Below are 18,132 nucleotides of genomic sequence, written 5' to 3'. Positions count from 1 at the left end.
GTAGCTGTGGCCGGGGGCGGAGTTTTGTCATGCGTGCATCCTTCCCGGCGTCACTGACACCTTGTGTCGGCTGCTCAATCCGCGCTCAACTTCTGTTCTTTTCCCGGCTCTCTCTGTTCACAAGTAGCTCATTCACTCGAAGCCGCGATGCCCACCGCATACCCTGCCCCGAAAGCGGCCTCCGGTGACCAGCACGCGAGAAAGGGGACGCCATTTATGCTAACGCCTCGCTGCCGGCACGGGAGCAGTCTGACGCTCAACCGGTCAGCGAAATATCGACGAACACCTTCATCACGATGGACCGATCAAGGAGCGGCTCTCTTCTCCGTTCGATGCGCAAGGCTCATCTCTTGGGGCCTGTAGCCCACGATTGGGGAGAAAGCAGAGCCTACGAGAACCTGATGCAGAGCCCCAAATCTTTGACGCTGCTCGACTTCCCGCTGAATCGCCCACCGAGCGAAATCAGGGGTCGAGTACGGGTGTTGAGCCGACTCGGTCCCGTTACGGCGCTGATTCCCGCGGGATATGATCCGGTGCCGATTTTGAACGCGGGCGCTCTGGACGTACTGCGCCGGGACGGCACTGTTGAGGAACTGGCAGCAAAACTCAAGGCAAATCAGCGTTGGGCGGCAACCGCTTCGTTTCCGGCGCCGTCCGGGCAAAGAGACTTGACCGCGTCAATGCCGAAACATCGAACGCAGAGGGTTCTTCTCCAGGTCCTGCTGCATAGCCCGGCACCATGGTGCTGCCATGAGTTGAGTCTCTTGCTGGGGTCGGGCAATCAGCCTTTGAGTCGCCCCGCGCTTCGCGCGCGGATCGAACGTCTTCAGCCCCACCTTTCGCGTCATGGTCTGGTGATCGCCACCTCAGGCCGCTGGCAGCGGATCGCGTACAGCCTGCTGTCGCGGCCGACCAGCCGGCCATCGGTGCAATGAGCCGGAGGCCGGACGCCGTGAAAAGGCCTCAGACGGTCTGGACGAATGGAAAATTCTTTGACACTGAAGAACAGTACGCACCGCGCCGCATGGCAATCCTGTCGGGCAACCAGACGCTGCAGCGGCGGGCCCGCTACGTCACCGGTGCAGACATCGTCCGCATCTCGCGGGCTCCGGCTCTTGAACCGTGGCACTTCACCGCGACCGCTCCAGCTGCCGCGGGCGATCCGACCGGGATCGTTCTGGCCGAGGGACGGCGCCGGGTCAGCCTGAGGCTGGCCAACGCCTCTGCCGGCTGCGTCTTCCTGATACGTACCGCCAGCGGGTCGGGCCACTGCGGCCTGGGAGACCTCGCCCCCGTCTCCTGTCGCATCTTCCCCGTGGAGCCTGGTGAGGGCACCGTACCCGCAAGCCAGGCCCTCGTGTCACGTAACAAAAACCCTTGATTCATCACCACCCTGCAACAGCGGCTCCCAGCGGTGAACCGGTGGCCTGTACAGGGCGTTTCCGAGTCGACACACCGGGAACCAACCCCCGAAAGGGCACTCCACCATGTCGCTTGACCGCTCTCACACACTCACCGCGCTCGGCATCCTGATGACAGGGTTGTTCCTCACCGGGTGCAACCCGGAGGGCGATGCCGTCGCCGGCTCGCCCACGACCTCCAGCGCGAGCGCCGCCAAAGGCGAGGGAGCGACCGTCGGCAACCGTAAGGACGGCACCGTCACCGGCACTCTGACCTACCTGGCACCCGGCAAGCTCGAGGTCGACGGCCGGCCCTTCTACATCGGCGAGCAGAGCAAGATCTGGGGAACGGGCGAGATTTGCGGTGATCCAGCAGACCACAAGACCGTCGAGTGCACTGTGGAGCAGGCCGAGTTGGCGGCCAAGTCCGGCACCGCCCGGGCGGAGGTGGTGATCGAGAAGGGTATTGCCACCAAGATCACTGATCAGTACAACTTTGGGAATCCGTCCGAGGTCGACGAAGGCCACGTCTCTGGAGCCGACGGCGGCAGTGACACGCCGACGAGCCCGCCCGGCGGCGACGAGGCAGGCAGCAGCGCCGGTACGTCAGGCAACAGCGGCACCGGCGGAGCAACCGCCGACAACCGCAAGGACGGCACCGTCACCGGCACTCTGACCTACCTGGCACCGGGCAAGATCGAGGTCGACGGCCGACCCTTCTACGTCGCCGAGGACACCAAGATCTTGGGAAGGGGCGGGATTTGCGGTCCCAAGGGGGCCACGTCCGCGACCAGTTGCACGGATCTGCAGCTGGAAGCCGCCGCCAAGACCGGCAAGGTGACCGCTTCGGTGACGATCCAGCGAGGCATCGGCACCAAGGTCGTCGAACAGTAAACCCGTGGAAACCGAGTGTGTCGCCCAGGACTTCGACGCCGTCCTGGGCGACGCACGTTGACACTTCTCACGGCAAGAGCGCCGATGCCCGTCCCGCCTCACTGGGCTCGTCGGCCGCAGCCTCCGCCGCGAGGATCTCGACTCCCGGCTCCCGGGACTGACCTAATGCGAGCATTCGTAAATGCTCAGCCGAGCAGTCACCTACTGAATAGGCGCTCAACCGAGCATTCGAAGCAACGTAGGCTATACATTGACGCCTAATCAACCTTTGATTGACGTCCTCTGATTTGCTGCATTAGAATCCAAGAACTCCTGCGGCCTCAGCAGCGTGAAGCAACCCCCGTGCTCCAGCGAGAGGCCGCAGGAGGCTGACATCTCCGGCAAGCACGAAGCCCTCCACTCGGACGAACGGTCACTTGCGCACGCTCACATCCTCTGAGTCGGTGGTTCAAAGGCTGTCCAAACCCCGCTCAACACGGCTTATCAGGGCCACCATCGCCGCGGCGGGCCATATTTTGGCTTGCGGACCTCTGATCAGGCGGACGGGAAGTCCGTAAGCACCAACATCCCGGTCGGCCCGACCTATGAGACCCGCCTTACGACATGGCACCTGTACAAGCGCCCGACGCAGCGGGACGCGCAGGGGGAACGGGACACGGTAGTAACCCGATATGAACGAAATAAACGCTCTGATGCACTATCCACTGGATCTCCTGGGGATCTTCGCCTTCGCTATTTCTGGAGCTGTTCTCGCCGTACGCAAGGACTACAATCTCTTCGCGACCGTCGTTATGGCAGAGGCTGCGGGGCTTGGGGGCGGGCTCTTCCGGGACCTCGTCCTCGGAGCGCGCCCCATCGCCTTCACCGACCCGGGCTACGCGGCGGCGCCCGTCGTGGCAGCCGCGATCATCTATTTTAGTGACGTGCTTCAGCGTCGGCCGCAACTGTGCGAAGTGCTGGACGCGGCCGCTCTGGGTCTTTTCAGCACCACCGGAGCGATCAAGGCCCTGCAACATGGTTTCGGAGCGTTTGCCGCCCTGGCCCTGGGAGTTGCTACCGCCCTGGGCGGCGGAATTCTGAGCAGCCTGCTCGCGCTGGAAGTGCCTCCCGTGCTGCGCTGGGACAGCGATCTCTACGCAGTACCGGCCATTGTGGGCGCAGGGTCTGCCTCGTTCCTGCACGCCATCGGACAACTCCAGGTCATCACGGCCGTGTTGTCAGCCCTGGTCGCGCTCGAACTGCGCCTTCTCGCAATGAATTACGGCTGGCGCCTGCCGCGTTCGTCGACGTGGCGTGCCAAATCCCAAGCGGCGATGCAGCAACACACTCCCCGGCTCTCCGCCACAGCGGAACGCACAATTCAGCTGCGGCTTCCACAGCTGTCGCAGTCGGCGGACAAGGTCACGCATCGGCTGACGTTGCCGGATTCCGCGACAACGCGGCCGAAGGCGCTGACGCCCGGCACGCGGCACAGACGTGCACGAGGCCAACTCCCCCCTGGTGACCCCAGATCGTGAACCGCCCTTGGTCGTAGCCGACGGCCCACAGAGCGACCCGCCGCTCGGCACACGACGGGCCACATGGGTTCGCCGCTTGGGCCCCCACGTCCGTCACGTACCGCAGATCCCGCGCCCGGCATGCCGGCCGCGCCGTCGTCAGATACTGACGCCACGAGCTGCGAGAGCCGCTTTGAGGGCGCGTAGGGCGTAGTAGGAGCGCGACTTGACCGTCCCTGTGGCTATGCCGAGGGCCTCCGAAGCCTGCGTGGTGGTGCTATGGAGGTAATAGACGAACCATAGGACCTCCCGATGGTGCACGCTCAGATCTGTCATGGCGTTCGCGATGACGTGCCTGGCGAGCACGTGGTCGGAGGGATCCGCTTCCGGAATATCCTCCTCCTGGATGTAGTCCGCCGTCTGCGGACGAGCCTTCCGTGCCCTGTGCTCGTCAATGACAAGATTGCGAACCACTGTCTTCAGCCAGGCTTGCAGATGAAGGTCCTTGTCAGGCCGTTCCTTGGCCTGCAGCCATGCACGTATGGCCGCCTCCTGGACTATGTCTTCCGCCTTGTGCCAGTCTCCGCCCAGCATGCTGACGGCGTATCGCTGCAGGGCCACAAGGTGCTGGTCAAACATCTCCGTGACCACGCTCTCGGGTGCGTTTCTCCTGTACGCGTGTTGCCCACGGTCGGCCGCTACTGGCGTTGACTCGGTCCCAACCTGCATGAAAACGTGACACCTTCCCCCGGTGGCCTTTCTGAATGGCTGCTGCTCCGCCATCGCAGTCGCAATATCGGACATTACCGGGAGACCTCATCCAGAAATGTTCGGTTCAATGTTCAACTCACGGTCACTAAGCGGCAGTTATGGTTCATGCACTGGTCACTGGCGAAGGGGCCGCCGCACCCCCGCCTGAATCAACGCTCAGCAGACGACACTCCGTACAGCTCGCGCTCCCACAGGACATCTGTCGCGCGGTCCAAGGCAACGCCAAGACGCCTGCGGTAGGTGCTGTAAGAAAGCGCGAGGTGACGTGCCGCCGCCTCCTGACTGCGTGTACCGGACAGGAACGTTACTTCCAGAACGCGTCCAAGTTCCTGTCCCTGCGGGTCGGACGACATCGATGTCACGACCTCGGCCAGAATCCCACGCAGAGCCCGCAGACCGCCATCGAGCGGTAGGACCCGCGAGCGCAATAGACCATTGCTTCCCAGCTGATCCGGCTGGCGTACGTGCCGGAACGCTTCCTTGACCGCAGCGGCGAAGTCCCCCCTCGACAGGGGCGTTTCGGTATTGGCCGGCCCAAGGTCGTCGAGAGTGAGGTCTGGACGGATAATGCGGTCTTCCAGGACAGTCAACCACTTCCTGGGACCCGTCACTCGCCAGTCGTGAACATAAGCCGCACGGCTACCACTTCCCAGGGAGAGAAATCCCTCCACTTGCTCATGCCCCGCCAGGCAGAAGATGGGGAACCAAGCGGCACCATCCGCGCCGCAGGTGAAAGCCACAGCCGGAACAGGATCGTTCATCCAGCGCCCGACGAGAGCCGATATCGCCTGGAGATGCGTCAGCGATCCCGCTTCCTCCGGGAGATCGCCGACTATCCAGCGGACTATCAGTATGTCCTCGCCAGGTCGCAGGGGTCTGTTCTCGGCGACCCATGCAAGTGCGGATTGCACCGCCGGATCGTCCGGGACACCCGGGGCGTCGGGGGTAATCCTGAGCGCCACCAGCAGCACATCGGAACACCTCGGATCCCGGCGCAGGATGGTGAAAGCGCGCGGCTGTACTTTCCACCACGCCATTGCCCACCGCAGTGAATGATGGCCTTCGTGCTCGGCGACAAGGGACATGGCCTCGTCGTATCCGACCGGCTCCCCCCGGTCCGGCAGCAGTTCCGGCGCGAGATCCCAGGGATAGCTGTCTTTGAGAATGTCGTTGTGCCTGCCCAGGTACAGGATGTCAAGGGCGGCGCCGCCCTGGGCTGATGAGATCGTTGGCGCAAGGGCCTTGGAGGTGAGATGTCCAAGAACCCTGCGCAGCATGTCCTCGTACCGTGCAGGGTCCCGCCATCGCAAGTCTGCGACTATCGCCTCGCGCGTCGTGTTGTGAGGCACAAGGCCGGCGGGCGACGGTTCCACGAAGTCGAGCCCCCGAAGCCATGCGAAGAGCTCGGCGCTCCTGGCCGCATCGCCCGTGTGGCAGGTACGGAGCAGTTCTTCCGTAGTCACCCTGGCCATCGCGAGGATCTCGACCGCTTCCCTGTGCGGTGCCGTCAGATTGTCGGGCAGAGCCTCGCGGACCAGGGATTCGGCGACATCGGGTGAGTCTTCGATACACCACGGCCTGCTGCCGTCCGGCCTCTGCGAGATCGCGTCCGCAGCGAGGGCGAGGGCCAGGGGATGGCCCTGAGCAAACCTCAGCACGCCACCGGTCTCACGCTCCGGCACGCCTCGACGGCGGAGCAATGCGGCCGAATCCTCCCGGCTCAGATTGCGCAAGGGAAGTGACTTGAAACTGTCCCACCACGAAGGATCGGTGATCCACTCGGAACTCGGCCTGACCCGGCTGGTGATGATCAGAAGAGCGCCTTCCGGTGCCATCGGCATGAAGCTCGTGCGGAGCAGACCTTCCAGCCCAGCGATCAGTTCCGCCGAGTCGAGGAGCAGCCGCCGAACGCCGGAAGGCCACCTTGGCCCTCCGACGGCACGCACAAACCCCTGCACCGTGGGCTCGATCGTTCGACCGTCCACAACGAGGCACTTATCGCCGTCAGTTATTAGCTCGCCCATGAAGTGGCCGGCCAGCGCCGTCTTTCCCACACCGGCAGGACCGTGAAGCCAGAGGATCGAACACGGCCCTTCCGTCTGCTCCAGCATCGACCGCATCGTGGCGATCTCGTGATCCCGTCCGAAGAAGGGAGGCTGCCGCGCCCGGAACTGGTGCTGAGCGAGGATCAGTCCCGCCGTGGCTCCGTGGTGGCGGGATTGCGGGCGCTCGCCACGCCGGGCTTGTGTCCCACTCGCGCCCAGGCGTGGCGATTTCTGGGGCGCGATATGCAGTGGCCAGTCGACTTGACTCGCCGATGACACGGCTTCCGCGTCCATACGTGGATCCATTTCTTCGAGTTGGCGGAGGTCCCTTCGCGGGTACCGCGGTGCCGAGTTCGGCGGAGCACTCCAGTACCTTTCCGATCCGCAAGGACAGGCGAAGGGTCGGACCGGTGTCGTACGCCGGCCGCCGCGCACCACCAGCGTGCTTCTCTGTGCCGTCGACCCGATCGACGTTGGGCACCACCGCTTTACACGCCCTTGCACACTCGCTGCCGCTCTGCCGAGGTTGGGAATCCGGTCCGGACTCTTGCGGCATCGCCCTGGAAACCGACCGACTGCGACGAGCCGCGTCGCCTCCGCATTCGACCCTCGGCCCGACTGCAGCCAGGGCTGCACCGACCCTGGGGTCGCCGTCCCCTGGCATGCGCTTCCCCGTGGACGCACGCGTCGACCGCACCGAGGGCAAGGAGCACCTGAGGAATGGTGAGGGAGGGCCGGGCGAGGCGGAGAGGAGGCAGTGGTGCGGCACAGCTGCCGTGGGCCACTGCCTCCACGAGTACGCGGGCAACCATGAAAGACGTCGGTTGCCGACAGAGGGGGCGGCGTGTCGCTCTCTGCGCCCATATCGATCCCCTGCTCAATGTTCTTGCCAGCGGCATCGTTCGTCGATGTCACTGCATGGGTGTGTGCTGGATGAGGTGCTCGTGATCTCCCGAGTCGGGACCATCGGTGGAGCTACAGTGCCGATGGTCGCGGGGTTCCGCTGTCGCGGCATCGGTCAACCGACCTATCGGTTCAGTTGCCTACGTCTGACGCCGGCGGCGAGCTTGCGGGCGGGCCTGGGCGTCATCCGGAGCATTCAGCCGCATTCCCTCGGCCATCCCGGAGAGTGCGGAGCGCAGATCGCCCTGAGGAGCGAGATCCCGTCCTCCGTACCTCACGCCACCCCCACCACATACGCGGACCGCCATCCCTTCCCCTCCCGCTCCGGCCGGAGCGTCGTCGCGGGCCCGCTCTCCTGGTACTGGGGGTCCCGGGTGTTGGGGGTGTCGGGGCCGGGCCGGCGGACGTAGGGCGCGCGGGCATAGACCGTCCTGAGGAAATCCTCCGGGAGATAGAACTCCGATGTGGACTCCGTACGCCTGTCGGGTCGCACCTTGAAGTGGATGTGCGGGGCCCGGCCCGCGTACCAGCCGGGAACGATCGTCCGGAACGAGCAGCGGCCCGCCGTATCCGTACGCTGCGTGCCGCGCAGGAACGTCGTTCCGTCCTGCGAATATTCGCCGGACGCGTCGCACTGCCAGACGTCGACCTCAGCACCGACGAGTGGCCGACAGCCCGCAGAGGCACGCACCACCGTCAGTTCCAGGCGCAGCGGTGCGCCGTCGCGGCCCTCAGTGATGTCCGATCGAAGCCGATCCAGGTCCTCGTAGTACGGGCCTTCGCTGGACTGCGGGGTGAGGACACAGCCTGGCGCGATCGCGGGGGCTGAGGAAGTCGGCGCCCGCCTCGGCGCACTACCGCCCGAGCCACCGCAGGCCGTCGCCAGCGCGGCCATGCCGGCCGCGCCGGCGGTGATCAGGAGTGCCCGCCGGTCAAATCGATGCGGACTGTTCTCGGTCATCCGGCTCGCCGCGCTGACTGGGACGGCTGCGTCATCTGGCGGTACGCGCCGAAGAAGTCCTCCAGATGGTCGGTACGGGCAATCTGCCGGTGGTGGTTGAACTGATGGACGTCGACTGCCCGGTACGACAGAACCTTGTGGGTGGCCGGTACACCGAGGAACGGGCGGACCTGCGTGCCGCTGATGACCGTGCGCACCGTGACGACTCGACCGGCCACATGGATCGCCTCAATACGGATCTTCAGGTCCGGGAACGTGGCCACGATGTCATCCCGCACATGGGCTTTCATGCCTTCCCGGCCCGGGCCTTGCCCCGGTGCCAGCGGGACATCCACGAAGCCCTCCGTGAGGAGGCGGTCGTACGTCGTCATGTCGCCGGTCTCGAACGGCTCGTAGAGGCGCAGGGCCGCACGCGCCAGGGGTGAGCGCTCAAGCGTAGTGCGGGCCTGATCGCTCAGACCACCCGCCGGAGACCAGCGCTCGCTCAGGACATACGTGCTGGTGAGCGGGGCCTTGGCAGGTACGGCGTCCGCCCGGACCGGAATCATTCCGGCGATCACGAGCAAGGAGCCGCCAAGGACTGCGGCCGGGAGGATGGTTCTGTTGGATCGCAGAGACATAAGCCTTCTCCTGGGCAGAGGCACGGGTTGTTTCCTTGGTGGTTGGAATGGATGACAGGCCCGGTGGCTCAGCAAGCCGTCGTTTGATCCGGGCCAGTCGTTCCTCACCGTCGCCGTGCCGCGGGGCCATGATGTCCGCTGTGATCGACACGCCGACTCGGTCGTGAATGCCCGCCCAGGTCAAGGCTGATGGGCGAGCCAGGCCGCCGCACAGCGGAGGCCGTGAGATCGCGCTACCGCAGGCTCTCCATCCGGCGGTGACGGTTTCGCCGGGAGCTGATCGCTCCCCGGTCGGCTGTTGCCGACCGGGGGCGCCGTGCGCCGGGCTGCGCGACTCGGGGCTGATCAGTGCTCTCGTCGGACCTGGCGCGGCTCTCCGCGGGGTTCTGGAGGGACATGGGAACTCCTGCAAAGGGTGGGATCGGGCGGGTGGGACACGGTCGGCGTCGCCGCCATGTCCCGCCGCGCCCCCCACGATCGGCGGATGTTCCGTCCCCAGCCAGGGCTGCGTCCACCCAGGGGTTGCCGTCCCCTGGCTCAGACCTCGCTGTGAGAGCAACGAAGGGAGGGTGCCACCGCGCACGGCCAGTCCGCCCTGCTCGGCCTGCTGAGCCCGCTCACCACCACCCCCGCCCAGGTCATCACCGACCGCCGCGCTCGTCGGGCGACACCCAGGACATGGCAGCGAGCGAGCACATGAACGCCGACTGAAGCGAACGCGCTGGGATTCAGGGGCCCACCGGGACCCGTCCAGTCGGCTGGCAGACTGGGGGCATGTCCGCTCCCCGTCGTCGCTGTCCGGTCTGCCGTCGCGAGATCGCCGTCGTCGCAGGGCGGTTCGCCCGCCATGACCCGGCCGGCTCACGTACCGCGGCCGAGTTGGTCTCCTGCCCCGGGTCCCGGCGGCAGGCGCACCTCGATCCGGCGCTGCAGCCCGATCTCGACGGAGCTTTCGTGCCGGACTTCCCCGGTCAACTCCCTCTGTTCTGACCGGCAGGCGCGTCCTCAGGTCGCGCTGCGCTCGCTCGCCAGTTGCAGCTCGGCCTCGACGCCGCACCCGGCGCGCAGCAGCTCCCGCCAGCGCTCCCTACTCCAGTCGGCAGGGCGGGTCGTCTCGATGAAGTCCTCAACCAGCGCCAGGAAGCGCGCCGGATCGGTGTGGAAGGGAAAGTGGCCCGCGCCCTCGAAGATCTCCAGCCGGCTTCCGGGCATTGCCGCATGCGCGCCGTGCGCGTGCTCAACAGGCAATACGCTGTCGCGTGATCCCCACAGCAGCATCGTCGGCATCCCCTGTGCCAGATAGCAGCGGTCGAGCATGGTCACCACCTGACCCCGCCAGTCGACGACGGCCCGCAGTGTACGGATGAAGGCGCTGCGGGAGGTCGCGTCCGGCAGCGCGTCCACGAGGTTGAGCAGCTCCGGAGCGTCCTGCCCGAGGTCGGTGTTCAGTATCCTGACCAGCTCGGCGAACAGACCGGTCCCCTGCCGCATCCCCGGCAGCGTCAGCGCAGCGAGCAGCAGGTCGGCTCCCGGCAGGGAGACCGCCCTGAGGACGGGATTGACCTCCCGGCCGACGCCGCCCGCGCTGACCAGCACCAGTCGTTCGGTGCGCTCGGGGAACTGGTACGCGAACTGCATGGCCACTCCGCCGCCGAACGAATGGCCGATGAGGGTGGCCCGGTCGATGTCGAGCACGCCGAGCAGGTCGCGCATACCGTTCGCGTAGGCCGCGACCGAGTAGTCCGCACGCGGCTTGTCCGACGCGCCGTGGCCGAGAAGGTCGGGTGCGATGACGGTGTAGCGACGGGCCAGCCCGGGGATCAGGTCCACCCAGGTGGCGGAGGAGTCTCCTATGCCGTGGACGAGGAGGACGGCCGGGCCTTCTCCGGCGATCCGGTATGCGCGCCGGTAGCCGTGCACCACATAGTGGCGCAGCTGCACATCGCCTTCGCTGACGGAGCGCAGCCTGCTGCGGTCCGTCGTCTGCGGTCCGAGGCCGGTGACCATCCGCTCACCTCCTACGCGGTTCCTCATCCGCTCCTTCGAATCTGCTCCTCCGAGCGTAGAGCCGCCACCGCACGGGGGATTTCCACCAGGTTTCGCCCCGGGTTCGGCCTGCTGCGGGACGGGCGGACCGCCCGGAAAAGCCCGATATCCCCGCGCGCGACAGCAACCCTGCCCACCGGGTAGATTGGTCTACACCACTTGCGCCTTCAGAGACAGGGATCTTCGTGGAAATCGTCATCGTTCCGGACTCCGCCACGGGCGGCGAGCTCATCGCCGAAACCATGGCTGACCTGCTGCGACGCAAGCCCGACGCCCTCGTGGGCGTCGCCACTGGTTCGACCCCGCTGCCCATCTACGAAGCCCTCGCGGCCAAAGTGCGAGCCTCGGAAGTGGACGCCTCCCGTGCCCGGATCTGCCAGCTCGACGAGTACGTCGGACTGCCGTCAGGCCACCCCGAGTCATACCGCTCCGTGGTCCTGCGCGAGGTCGTCGAACCTCTCGGGCTCACCGACGCGTCCTTCATGGGCCCCGACGGGACCGCCGACGACGTCGCGGCCGCCTGCCTCGCCTACGACCGCGCGCTGGCCGAGGCCCGCGGCGTCGACCTCCAGCTGCTCGGCATCGGCACCGACGGGCACATCGGATTCAACGAGCCCTGTTCGTCGCTCGCCTCCCGCACCCGGATCAAGACGCTGACGGAGCAGACCCGGCAGGACAACGCCCGGTTCTTCAACGGCATCGACGAGGTCCCCCACCACGTGATCACCCAGGGCATCGGGACCATCCTGGAAGCCCGCCACCTGGTCCTGCTGGCCACCGGCGAGGCGAAGGCCGACGCCGTGGCGCTCGCCGTCGAAGGCCCGCTGTCCGCGCTGGTGCCCGCATCGGCACTGCAGCTGCACCCGCACGCCACGGTCGTGGTCGACGAGGCGGCGGCCGCCGGCCTCAAGCTCGCCGACTACTTCCGCGCCACCTACGCCGCGAAGCCCGTCTGGCAGGGCCTGTAGCAACGGCCGGCCGTCCCGGCCGAAGGGAAATGTTCCAGTCGAGAAGTAATTGATGCCGCAACGACTCAGATCCGCCCACGAGTTGATACGGTCAGCTCGCTCAGCACTGTGACGCGCGTTCAACTGTCGCGCAACCGTGCAGCCCCGGGGGAATCCATGAACGACGACGACATAGATCTGGTCAGAGCGAGCCTGGAACGCGTCAGACGGCGTGCAAGTCATGTGGTCCGCTACTTCTACTCCCACCTGTTCACGCACCATCCGCAGCTGCGCAAGCTGTTCCCGGCCGCGATGGACGATCAGTACGAGCGGCTGTTCGCCGCCCTCGTGCACGTCGTGGACCATCTCGGCCACCCAGGGCTCTGCGCTCATCTGGCTCAACTCGGCAGGGACCACCGTAAGTTCGGGATTTGCGACGACGACTACGGGGCGGTGGGCGAGAGTCTCGTCGCCGCGGTCCGCTACCACAGCACGCAGTCGTGGGACGCGCGGACCGAAGCGGCCTGGCTGCGGGTGTACGCAAGCACAGCCGAGGCCATGACCGGCGGGGCGCACAACTCTCTCGCCGCGAGCGAGCCCGCGTCGTGGGAGGCCACTGTCGTCTCGCACCGGCTGCATGGTGGGCACACTGCCGTCATCCACGCCGTTCCGTCCGCCCGCTATCCATGGCGCCCCGGCCAGTACGCCACGATCGAGCATCCGGATCTGCCGGGTGTGTGGCGGCCCTACTCCCTGGCCGGCCGCCCCGACAGTGACGGTGTGCTCGAATTCCATATTGGCCGAGTCCCCCGTGGGCGGCTCAGCAATGTGTTGTGCGACCACACAGAGCCCGGCCACTTACTTCGTCTGGGCGCCGCCTCAGGATCCGCGCTCGCCCCTCCGCCCGGCACTCCGGCCGTCACTCTGATAGCCGCCGGCTCGGGCTGGGCTCCGGTCAAGGCGGTCCTGGACGAGTTGCTCGCCCGCAAGCCGGCACCCCGGATCCGAATCGATGTCGTGGCCCGTGGCGAGGCCGACTTCTACGACGGGGGCTCCCTCGTCGGCCTCCTGCGGGCCCACCCCTGTCTGAGCGCCTACTGGTGGTACGAGGAGCGGGGCGAGGGCCGGATACGGGCCGCGGAACGGCTGCACAGCAATCTGAGCGCGCGCCGGGAGTGGACCGGCGAGACCGTCTATCTGTGCGGTCCGGTGATGTTCGTGCAGGAGACGGCCGAATTGCTGCACGAGTGCGGGCTGCCTGCAGAATCGCTCATCCGTGATCCTTTGCCCCCGTCCGTGCGACAGCGCGGACACGTCTCGCACGCGGAACAGTTCCTCGATCCACGCCCGGTGAACTGGATCGATCCGGACGCCCGTACGCGCCCGCTCGACCTCCCGGCGCCCGAGTCCCAATCCGAGCCTCAGCCGGAAGCACAGCCCCAGCCCGCACCACCGGACAGCGGCAGCTGGTTCGAGCCGCACCGCGCGGCAGGACGGGTCTGACTCTCCCGCCGCTTCGCGGAACTCGCTCGGGCCCCGCCACCCGAGCAGGCGCGCCGAAGACTTGAATCCCCCAGAGGAATTGGCCGTAAGGAGCACCTCGGGCCCCAGGCCGTCTCATTACAGCCGAGGACATCACCCCAGCTGCAGTCCGTCGTGGCGCAGGACCGGCCAAACGGCCGAATTGCCGCCTCGACCAGGGAACTTTCCTGCCCGCGCCAACCCAGCGAGGGACAGGCCCAATTGGTCATTTCTCGCGAACCGGACACAAGGCGGCGCGCCGCGTCCAGTTGTATTCGGCTTGTTTCCCACCCTCGATCGCACTTTCCTGTGAAGCGATCGTGAACACCTCTTCATATTCGACCGACGATACCCCTCTGACCACGCCAAATCGCCGCCGATCAGCGCCCTACCCAATGATCACCGGATGACTGAATCGATCCCTTGACCGACCCTTCAGCGGCAAACCAGACTCCCTAGAGGCACTCATGCATCAGGAGCCACAAGCGCAGGCACAGCCGATGGCCCTGCGAGACCGATATCGCACGGGGTGTGTGACGGGGGAATGCAGTGATGAGCGCGTATGCCTGCTGGACGCATACGCGTGGTTTCTTCACCTCCCTCCTCATCTCTTGGTGCGCAAAGGGAATGGAGGGGGAATGCCGACGCACATGGGCTATCCCGGCGTATACATCGAAGAACTTCCCAGCAGCATCCGGACCATCGCCTCGGTCACCACGTCGGTGACCGCGTTCGTGGGGCACACCCGCCGGGGTCCGCTCAACCAACCCGTGCGGGTCACCAGCTTCGCGGACTTCGAGCGGCGCTTCGGCGGACTCACCTCGCAGAGCGCCGTCAGCTACGCGGTGCACCAGTTCTTCGGCAACGGTGGCACGGTCGCGGTGATCGTCCGCGTCGCCAAGGCAGGCACCGGCGAGGAGGCGTGCGTCACGCTCCACTCCACCGAGGGGCACAGCGAGTGCCCGGTGCTGGAGGTGCACGCCAAGGAGCCCGGCGTCTGGGGCTCTGGCCTGCGGGTCGCCGTCGACCACGACACCCCCACCCCGGACAAGACGTTCAACCTGCACATCCTCGACGCCCGTGGCGGCGCCCGTGAGTCCTTCACCGGGCTTTCGATGCACTCCGGCCACGGCCGCTTCGTGGAGACGGTCGTGGGCGCCGGCTCCTCCCTCGTCCGGGTCAAGGCGCTCGACGAGGACCGGCCCGACCCCTCCGGCACGGTCTCCAAGCCGTTCTCGGCCGAACTACCGGACCTCAACGTCGAGTTGAAGGTCAAGATCGGCGACGTGGAGCGCGAGTTCACCCTCTACGAGCCCGACCACGACGGCGAGCCGCCGCGCACCGTCACCGAGCTCGCCCTGCTCCTCGAGCGCAAGCTGCGCGCGCTGCCCGACGCCCCCGGCAAGCACGCCTTCGCCGGCGTCGAGGTCACTGCATTCGGCCGCCGCCTCCAGGTCGTTGCGGGTTCCGTCGACCCCGACGACGTGGTCCGCTTCATTGGCGAGTGCGCCAACGACCTGGGCCTGGAGGCCTCGGTCAACCCGCCCGTCTTCCCGCTCCAGGGCGGCAAGGACGGCGACCCGCCCGGACCGCGCGACCTGATCGGCAGCGAGGCGCGCAAGACCGGTGTGCAGGCGCTGCGCGACGTGGACGACGTCAACCTGCTGGCTCTGCCGGAGCTTTCGGCGTACGAGTCCACCGATGACATGGTCACCGTGCTGTCCGCCGCCGAGCAGCTGTGCCGGGAGCGGCGCATCTTCCTGCTCGTCGACTCGCCGTCGACCTGGGGCAGCGTGGACGCGGCGCGGGCCGGAATCGGCGCGTTCGAGCCCGTACGCAGCAATCACGCGGGGCTGTACTTCCCGCATCTGCAGCTCACCGACCCGCTCACGGGGCGGCTTCGTTCCTTCCCGCCCTCGGGTGCGATCGCGGGCGTCGTCGCCAGGACCGACGGCGAGCGCGGCGTATGGAAGGCGCCGGCCGGGACCGAGGCACGGCTGGCCGGTGTGCGGTCGCTGACGGTCAAGCTCACCGACCGGGAGAACGGGCTGCTCAACCCGCTGGGCATCAACTGCCTGCGCACCTTCCCGGTGGTGGGTCCGCTGGTGTGGGGCGCGCGCACGCTCGAGGGCGCGGACGCGCTCGACAGCGAGTGGAAGTACGTGCCGGTGCGCCGGCTCGCGTTGCATGTCGAGGAGAGCCTGCACCGCGGTCTGCAGTGGGTCGTCTTCGAGCCGAACAACGAGCAGTTGTGGCAGCAGATCCGGCTGAAGGCGTCGGCGTACCTCAACGACCTGTTCCGGCAGGGGGCGTTCAAGGGCGGCACGCCGCGCGAGGCGTACTTCGTCAAGTGCGACAAGGACACCACCACCGACGCCGATATCGACGCCGGAGTGGTCAATGTCGTGATCGGCATCGCGCCGGTGAAGCCGGCGGAGTTCGTGATCGTCAAGATCCAGCAGATGGCCGGACAGTTCGACCTCTCGTAACCCAAGGAAAAGGAACACGAAGGAAACCGATGGCTGAGTTCCAGATAAACGCCCATCGCTTCGACCCGTACAAGAATTTCAAGTTCCTGGTCCTCTGGGACGGTCGAACGGTCGCGGGCATCAGCAAGATCAGTCCTCTGAAGCGCACCACCGAAGTGGTCAAGCACCGCCACGGTGGTGACCCGAGCTCACCGCGCAAGTCGCCGGGCCGCTCCGAGTTCGAGGGCGTAACGCTCGAACGCGGCGTCACCCACGACCCGGAGTTCGACCGCTGGGCCAACAAGGTCTGGCAGGTCGGCGCCGGGCTCGGCTCGGAGGTCTCGCTGCGGGACTTCCGCAAGGACATCATCATCCAGGTCCTCAACGAGGCCGGGCAGGTGGCCGTCTCGCACAAGCTGTACCGGGCCTGGGTGAGCGAGTACCAGGTGCTCGGCGAGCTGGACGCCAACGCCAACGCCGTGGCCATCCAGAGCGTCAAGCTCGAATGCGAGGGCTGGGAGCGGGACTACGAGGTGGAGGAGCCGGTCGAGCCCTCGTTCACCCATCCGGCCTGAGCACGGCCTCTCGCACCGGAGGAATGAGGGATGACGCCGACGGGACCGGCCGAGCTGCTCGCCACCTGGGAGGCCGGTCTTGCGCAGCACGAGTCGGGAAGGTCTCTGCTGCTGCACCGGGCGGCCCGCCCCGGGGCCGGCGCCGACGAGTTGCTGTCGATGCCGGTCGGCGAGCGGGAGGCGGATCTGTTCGCGCTGCGCCGGGCGTTGTTCGGCGAGCGCATGCAGGTCCGTGTCGAGTGCGCGTCGTGCGGCGAGGCGATGGAGTTCGACCTCGACGCCACGCAGCTCGGCACCCGGACTCGGACGCCGGACGGGCCGCTGCGGGTGAAGGAGGGCGAATGGGCGGTCGAGTTCCGGCTGCCCACCGTCGCCGACCTCGCGGCGGCCGGGGCGGTTCGGGATCCGGCTCGGGCGCGCCAGGTGCTGGTGGCACGCTGCACGGTTTCGGCAGTACGGGACGGGGAGGCCGTTCCGCCGGAGCGGCTGGCTTCGCTGCTGCCGGAGCAGGTGCAGCGACGGCTCGCAGAGAAGGCAGAGGCGGCGGATCCGGCGGCCGATGTGACGCTGAACATCGCCTGTCCCGAGTGCGGTGAGGCCACCCCGGCCGAGCTGGACATCACCTCCTATCTGTGGACCGAACTGGACACCTGGGCACGGGACTTGATGCTCGACGTCCATCTGCTCGCCACCGCCTACGGGTGGAGCGAGCCGGAGATTCTGGCGCTCAGCCCGCTGCGGCGTCGTTACTACCTGGAGCTGTGCGCAGATGCCTGACTACTTCGACCGGCTGCTCGCCCGGTACACGCCGGTGCCGGCGGCCGGTGGCGCTGCGGCGCGGGTCCGGCCTCGGCTGCCCGGCCCGTTCGAGCGGGTCGAGGCGCTGCGGAGCGTGGAGCCGGAGCCGGACGCGCCGGCGGCACTGATTCCGGCCGCGCCCGGTCCCGCCTTCGGTCCTGCCGAGCTGGTCCGGCACGAGCGGGAGGTGCGGACCGACCACCACACCGTCGTACGGACCGAGACGACCTGGGCCGGCGAGCCCGAGATACGCGCGGCGCAAGCGGCGCCGAGTCCCGGGCCGCTGCTGCGGCCCGCCGCGACAGCTTCTGCGACGGCGCATCCGGCCACCGGTGTTCCGCGACCGGCGCGGCGGGCCGGGGTGCCCGCGGTGGCCGATACGCCGCGGACGCCGCCGGTTCCCGCGCCCCGTGAGACCGCTCCCCCGGTGGCCGCCACCGCTCCGGCCCGGCCGCGCGGCGCCGACACCGCCGCCGCCCGTGGCGCGGCGCTGAGCGGGGTGGGACGGCGCGCGCCGCGGCCGGCGGAGCGCGTCGTACACGTACAGATCGGCCGACTCGAAGTGAGCGCGGCACCACCGCCCGGCGCGAGCCGCCCCGCGGGCGGCCGCCCCGACCACTCCGGACGGCGCGCACCCGCGCTGACCCTGGACGACTATCTGTCGCGCGGCGAGAAGAGGGACTGACG

The 18,132-nt window shown here is 67.3% G+C and carries 16 protein-coding genes; 11 read left to right on the top strand and 5 right to left on the bottom strand.

Annotated elements, in window-relative coordinates:
* The first annotated feature begins 332 nt into the window (after nucleotides 1–332).
* The 4 genes from ACFYWY_RS13160 to ACFYWY_RS13145 all read left to right on the top strand — a co-directional run bounded on the left by ACFYWY_RS13160 (nucleotide 333) and on the right by ACFYWY_RS13145 (nucleotide 3,811).
* Nucleotides 333–935 (top strand): hypothetical protein, encoded by a 603-nt coding sequence (locus ACFYWY_RS13160; RefSeq protein ID WP_389184285.1) that lies wholly within the window; start codon nucleotides 333–335, stop codon nucleotides 933–935.
* 17 nt (nucleotides 936–952) lie between these two features.
* Complete coding sequence (locus ACFYWY_RS13155; protein WP_389184282.1) at nucleotides 953–1,381, top strand: hypothetical protein; 429 nt, start codon at nucleotides 953–955, stop codon at nucleotides 1,379–1,381.
* 106 nt (nucleotides 1,382–1,487) lie between these two features.
* Nucleotides 1,488–2,294 carry a hypothetical protein gene (locus ACFYWY_RS13150; protein WP_389184279.1) on the top strand — a complete coding sequence of 269 codons (807 nt, stop codon included), beginning with the start codon at nucleotides 1,488–1,490 and terminating at the stop codon, nucleotides 2,292–2,294.
* 671 nt (nucleotides 2,295–2,965) lie between these two features.
* Complete coding sequence (locus ACFYWY_RS13145) at nucleotides 2,966–3,811, top strand: trimeric intracellular cation channel family protein (protein WP_389184275.1); 846 nt, start codon at nucleotides 2,966–2,968, stop codon at nucleotides 3,809–3,811.
* Between the two features lie 138 nt (nucleotides 3,812–3,949).
* Here the strand turns inward: ACFYWY_RS13145 and ACFYWY_RS13140 are convergent, their stop codons facing one another.
* The 4 genes from ACFYWY_RS13140 to ACFYWY_RS13125 form a co-directional block, all read right to left on the bottom strand.
* Nucleotides 3,950–4,573 (bottom strand): sigma-70 family RNA polymerase sigma factor, encoded by a 624-nt coding sequence (locus ACFYWY_RS13140; protein WP_389184272.1) that lies wholly within the window; start codon nucleotides 4,571–4,573, stop codon nucleotides 3,950–3,952.
* Nucleotides 4,574–4,710: 137 nt separating this feature from the next.
* Nucleotides 4,711–6,900: an AAA family ATPase gene (locus ACFYWY_RS13135; protein WP_389184269.1), complete on the bottom strand. Its 2,190-nt coding sequence runs from the start codon at nucleotides 6,898–6,900 to the stop codon at nucleotides 4,711–4,713.
* A gap of 883 nt (nucleotides 6,901–7,783) precedes the next feature.
* Nucleotides 7,784–8,470: an intradiol ring-cleavage dioxygenase gene (locus ACFYWY_RS13130; protein WP_389184266.1), complete on the bottom strand. Its 687-nt coding sequence runs from the start codon at nucleotides 8,468–8,470 to the stop codon at nucleotides 7,784–7,786.
* Nucleotides 8,467–9,090: an ester cyclase gene (locus tag ACFYWY_RS13125; RefSeq protein WP_389184263.1), complete on the bottom strand. Its 624-nt coding sequence runs from the start codon at nucleotides 9,088–9,090 to the stop codon at nucleotides 8,467–8,469. The genes ACFYWY_RS13130 and ACFYWY_RS13125 overlap by 4 nt, the downstream gene beginning before the upstream one ends.
* Nucleotides 9,091–9,864: 774 nt before the next feature.
* Here ACFYWY_RS13125 and ACFYWY_RS13120 point away from each other — a divergent pair.
* Nucleotides 9,865–10,080, top strand: coding sequence for a hypothetical protein (locus tag ACFYWY_RS13120; protein ID WP_389184260.1), 216 nt, complete (start codon nucleotides 9,865–9,867; stop codon nucleotides 10,078–10,080).
* Nucleotides 10,081–10,095: 15 nt separating this feature from the next.
* Here the strand turns inward: ACFYWY_RS13120 and ACFYWY_RS13115 are convergent, their stop codons facing one another.
* Nucleotides 10,096–11,097: an alpha/beta fold hydrolase gene (locus ACFYWY_RS13115; protein ID WP_389184452.1), complete on the bottom strand. Its 1,002-nt coding sequence runs from the start codon at nucleotides 11,095–11,097 to the stop codon at nucleotides 10,096–10,098.
* A 224-nt stretch (nucleotides 11,098–11,321) separates the two neighbouring features.
* On the opposite strand from ACFYWY_RS13115, the gene ACFYWY_RS13110 reads away from it, so the two are divergent.
* The 6 genes from ACFYWY_RS13110 (at nucleotide 11,322) to ACFYWY_RS13085 (ending at nucleotide 18,130) form a co-directional block, all read left to right on the top strand.
* Entirely contained in the window at nucleotides 11,322–12,104 is a 783-nt protein-coding gene (locus ACFYWY_RS13110; RefSeq protein WP_389184257.1) for a glucosamine-6-phosphate deaminase, read from the top strand.
* A 156-nt stretch (nucleotides 12,105–12,260) separates the two neighbouring features.
* On the top strand, nucleotides 12,261–13,586 hold the full coding sequence (locus tag ACFYWY_RS13105; RefSeq protein WP_389184254.1) for a globin domain-containing protein: 1,326 nt from the start codon (nucleotides 12,261–12,263) through the stop codon (nucleotides 13,584–13,586).
* Nucleotides 13,587–14,242: 656 nt separating this feature from the next.
* On the top strand, nucleotides 14,243–16,093 hold the full coding sequence (locus ACFYWY_RS13100) for a phage tail sheath family protein (RefSeq protein WP_389184251.1): 1,851 nt from the start codon (nucleotides 14,243–14,245) through the stop codon (nucleotides 16,091–16,093).
* Nucleotides 16,094–16,122: 29 nt separating this feature from the next.
* Nucleotides 16,123–16,647, top strand: a complete 525-nt coding sequence (locus ACFYWY_RS13095; RefSeq protein ID WP_030352235.1) for a phage tail protein — start codon at nucleotides 16,123–16,125, stop codon at nucleotides 16,645–16,647.
* 30 nt (nucleotides 16,648–16,677) lie between these two features.
* Nucleotides 16,678–17,424 carry a hypothetical protein gene (locus ACFYWY_RS13090; RefSeq protein WP_389184248.1) on the top strand — a complete coding sequence of 249 codons (747 nt, stop codon included), beginning with the start codon at nucleotides 16,678–16,680 and terminating at the stop codon, nucleotides 17,422–17,424.
* Nucleotides 17,417–18,130 carry a hypothetical protein gene (locus tag ACFYWY_RS13085; RefSeq protein WP_389184245.1) on the top strand — a complete coding sequence of 238 codons (714 nt, stop codon included), beginning with the start codon at nucleotides 17,417–17,419 and terminating at the stop codon, nucleotides 18,128–18,130. The genes ACFYWY_RS13090 and ACFYWY_RS13085 overlap by 8 nt, the downstream gene beginning before the upstream one ends.
* The last annotated feature ends 2 nt before the right edge of the window (nucleotides 18,131–18,132 follow it).

This window comes from Streptomyces sp. NPDC002870 (genome assembly GCF_042888505.1).
In the GTDB taxonomy this organism is placed as follows: domain Bacteria; phylum Actinomycetota; class Actinomycetes; order Streptomycetales; family Streptomycetaceae; genus Streptomyces.
Note: the sequence above shows the minus strand (reverse complement) of the source record. Positions and strands in the feature narration are given on the sequence as shown.

Excerpts from the sequence above, each read along its gene's own strand:
- ACFYWY_RS13125 (WP_389184263.1), bottom strand. The coding sequence starts at position 9,090 with ATGTCTCTGCGATCCAACAGAACCATCCTCCCGGCCGCAGTCCTTGGC.
- ACFYWY_RS13130 (WP_389184266.1), bottom strand. The coding sequence starts at position 8,470 with ATGACCGAGAACAGTCCGCATCGATTTGACCGGCGGGCACTCCTGATC.
- ACFYWY_RS13115 (WP_389184452.1), bottom strand. The coding sequence starts at position 11,097 with ATGGTCACCGGCCTCGGACCGCAGACGACGGACCGCAGCAGGCTGCGC.
- ACFYWY_RS13090 (WP_389184248.1), top strand. The coding sequence starts at position 16,678 with ATGACGCCGACGGGACCGGCCGAGCTGCTCGCCACCTGGGAGGCCGGT.
- ACFYWY_RS13085 (WP_389184245.1), top strand. The coding sequence starts at position 17,417 with ATGCCTGACTACTTCGACCGGCTGCTCGCCCGGTACACGCCGGTGCCG.
- ACFYWY_RS13120 (WP_389184260.1), top strand. The coding sequence starts at position 9,865 with ATGTCCGCTCCCCGTCGTCGCTGTCCGGTCTGCCGTCGCGAGATCGCC.
- ACFYWY_RS13100 (WP_389184251.1), top strand. The coding sequence starts at position 14,243 with ATGCCGACGCACATGGGCTATCCCGGCGTATACATCGAAGAACTTCCC.
- ACFYWY_RS13135 (WP_389184269.1), bottom strand. The coding sequence starts at position 6,900 with ATGGACGCGGAAGCCGTGTCATCGGCGAGTCAAGTCGACTGGCCACTG.
- ACFYWY_RS13140 (WP_389184272.1), bottom strand. The coding sequence starts at position 4,573 with ATGGCGGAGCAGCAGCCATTCAGAAAGGCCACCGGGGGAAGGTGTCAC.
- ACFYWY_RS13105 (WP_389184254.1), top strand. The coding sequence starts at position 12,261 with ATGAACGACGACGACATAGATCTGGTCAGAGCGAGCCTGGAACGCGTC.
- ACFYWY_RS13160 (WP_389184285.1), top strand. The coding sequence starts at position 333 with ATGCGCAAGGCTCATCTCTTGGGGCCTGTAGCCCACGATTGGGGAGAA.
- ACFYWY_RS13095 (WP_030352235.1), top strand. The coding sequence starts at position 16,123 with ATGGCTGAGTTCCAGATAAACGCCCATCGCTTCGACCCGTACAAGAAT.
- ACFYWY_RS13150 (WP_389184279.1), top strand. The coding sequence starts at position 1,488 with ATGTCGCTTGACCGCTCTCACACACTCACCGCGCTCGGCATCCTGATG.
- ACFYWY_RS13145 (WP_389184275.1), top strand. The coding sequence starts at position 2,966 with ATGAACGAAATAAACGCTCTGATGCACTATCCACTGGATCTCCTGGGG.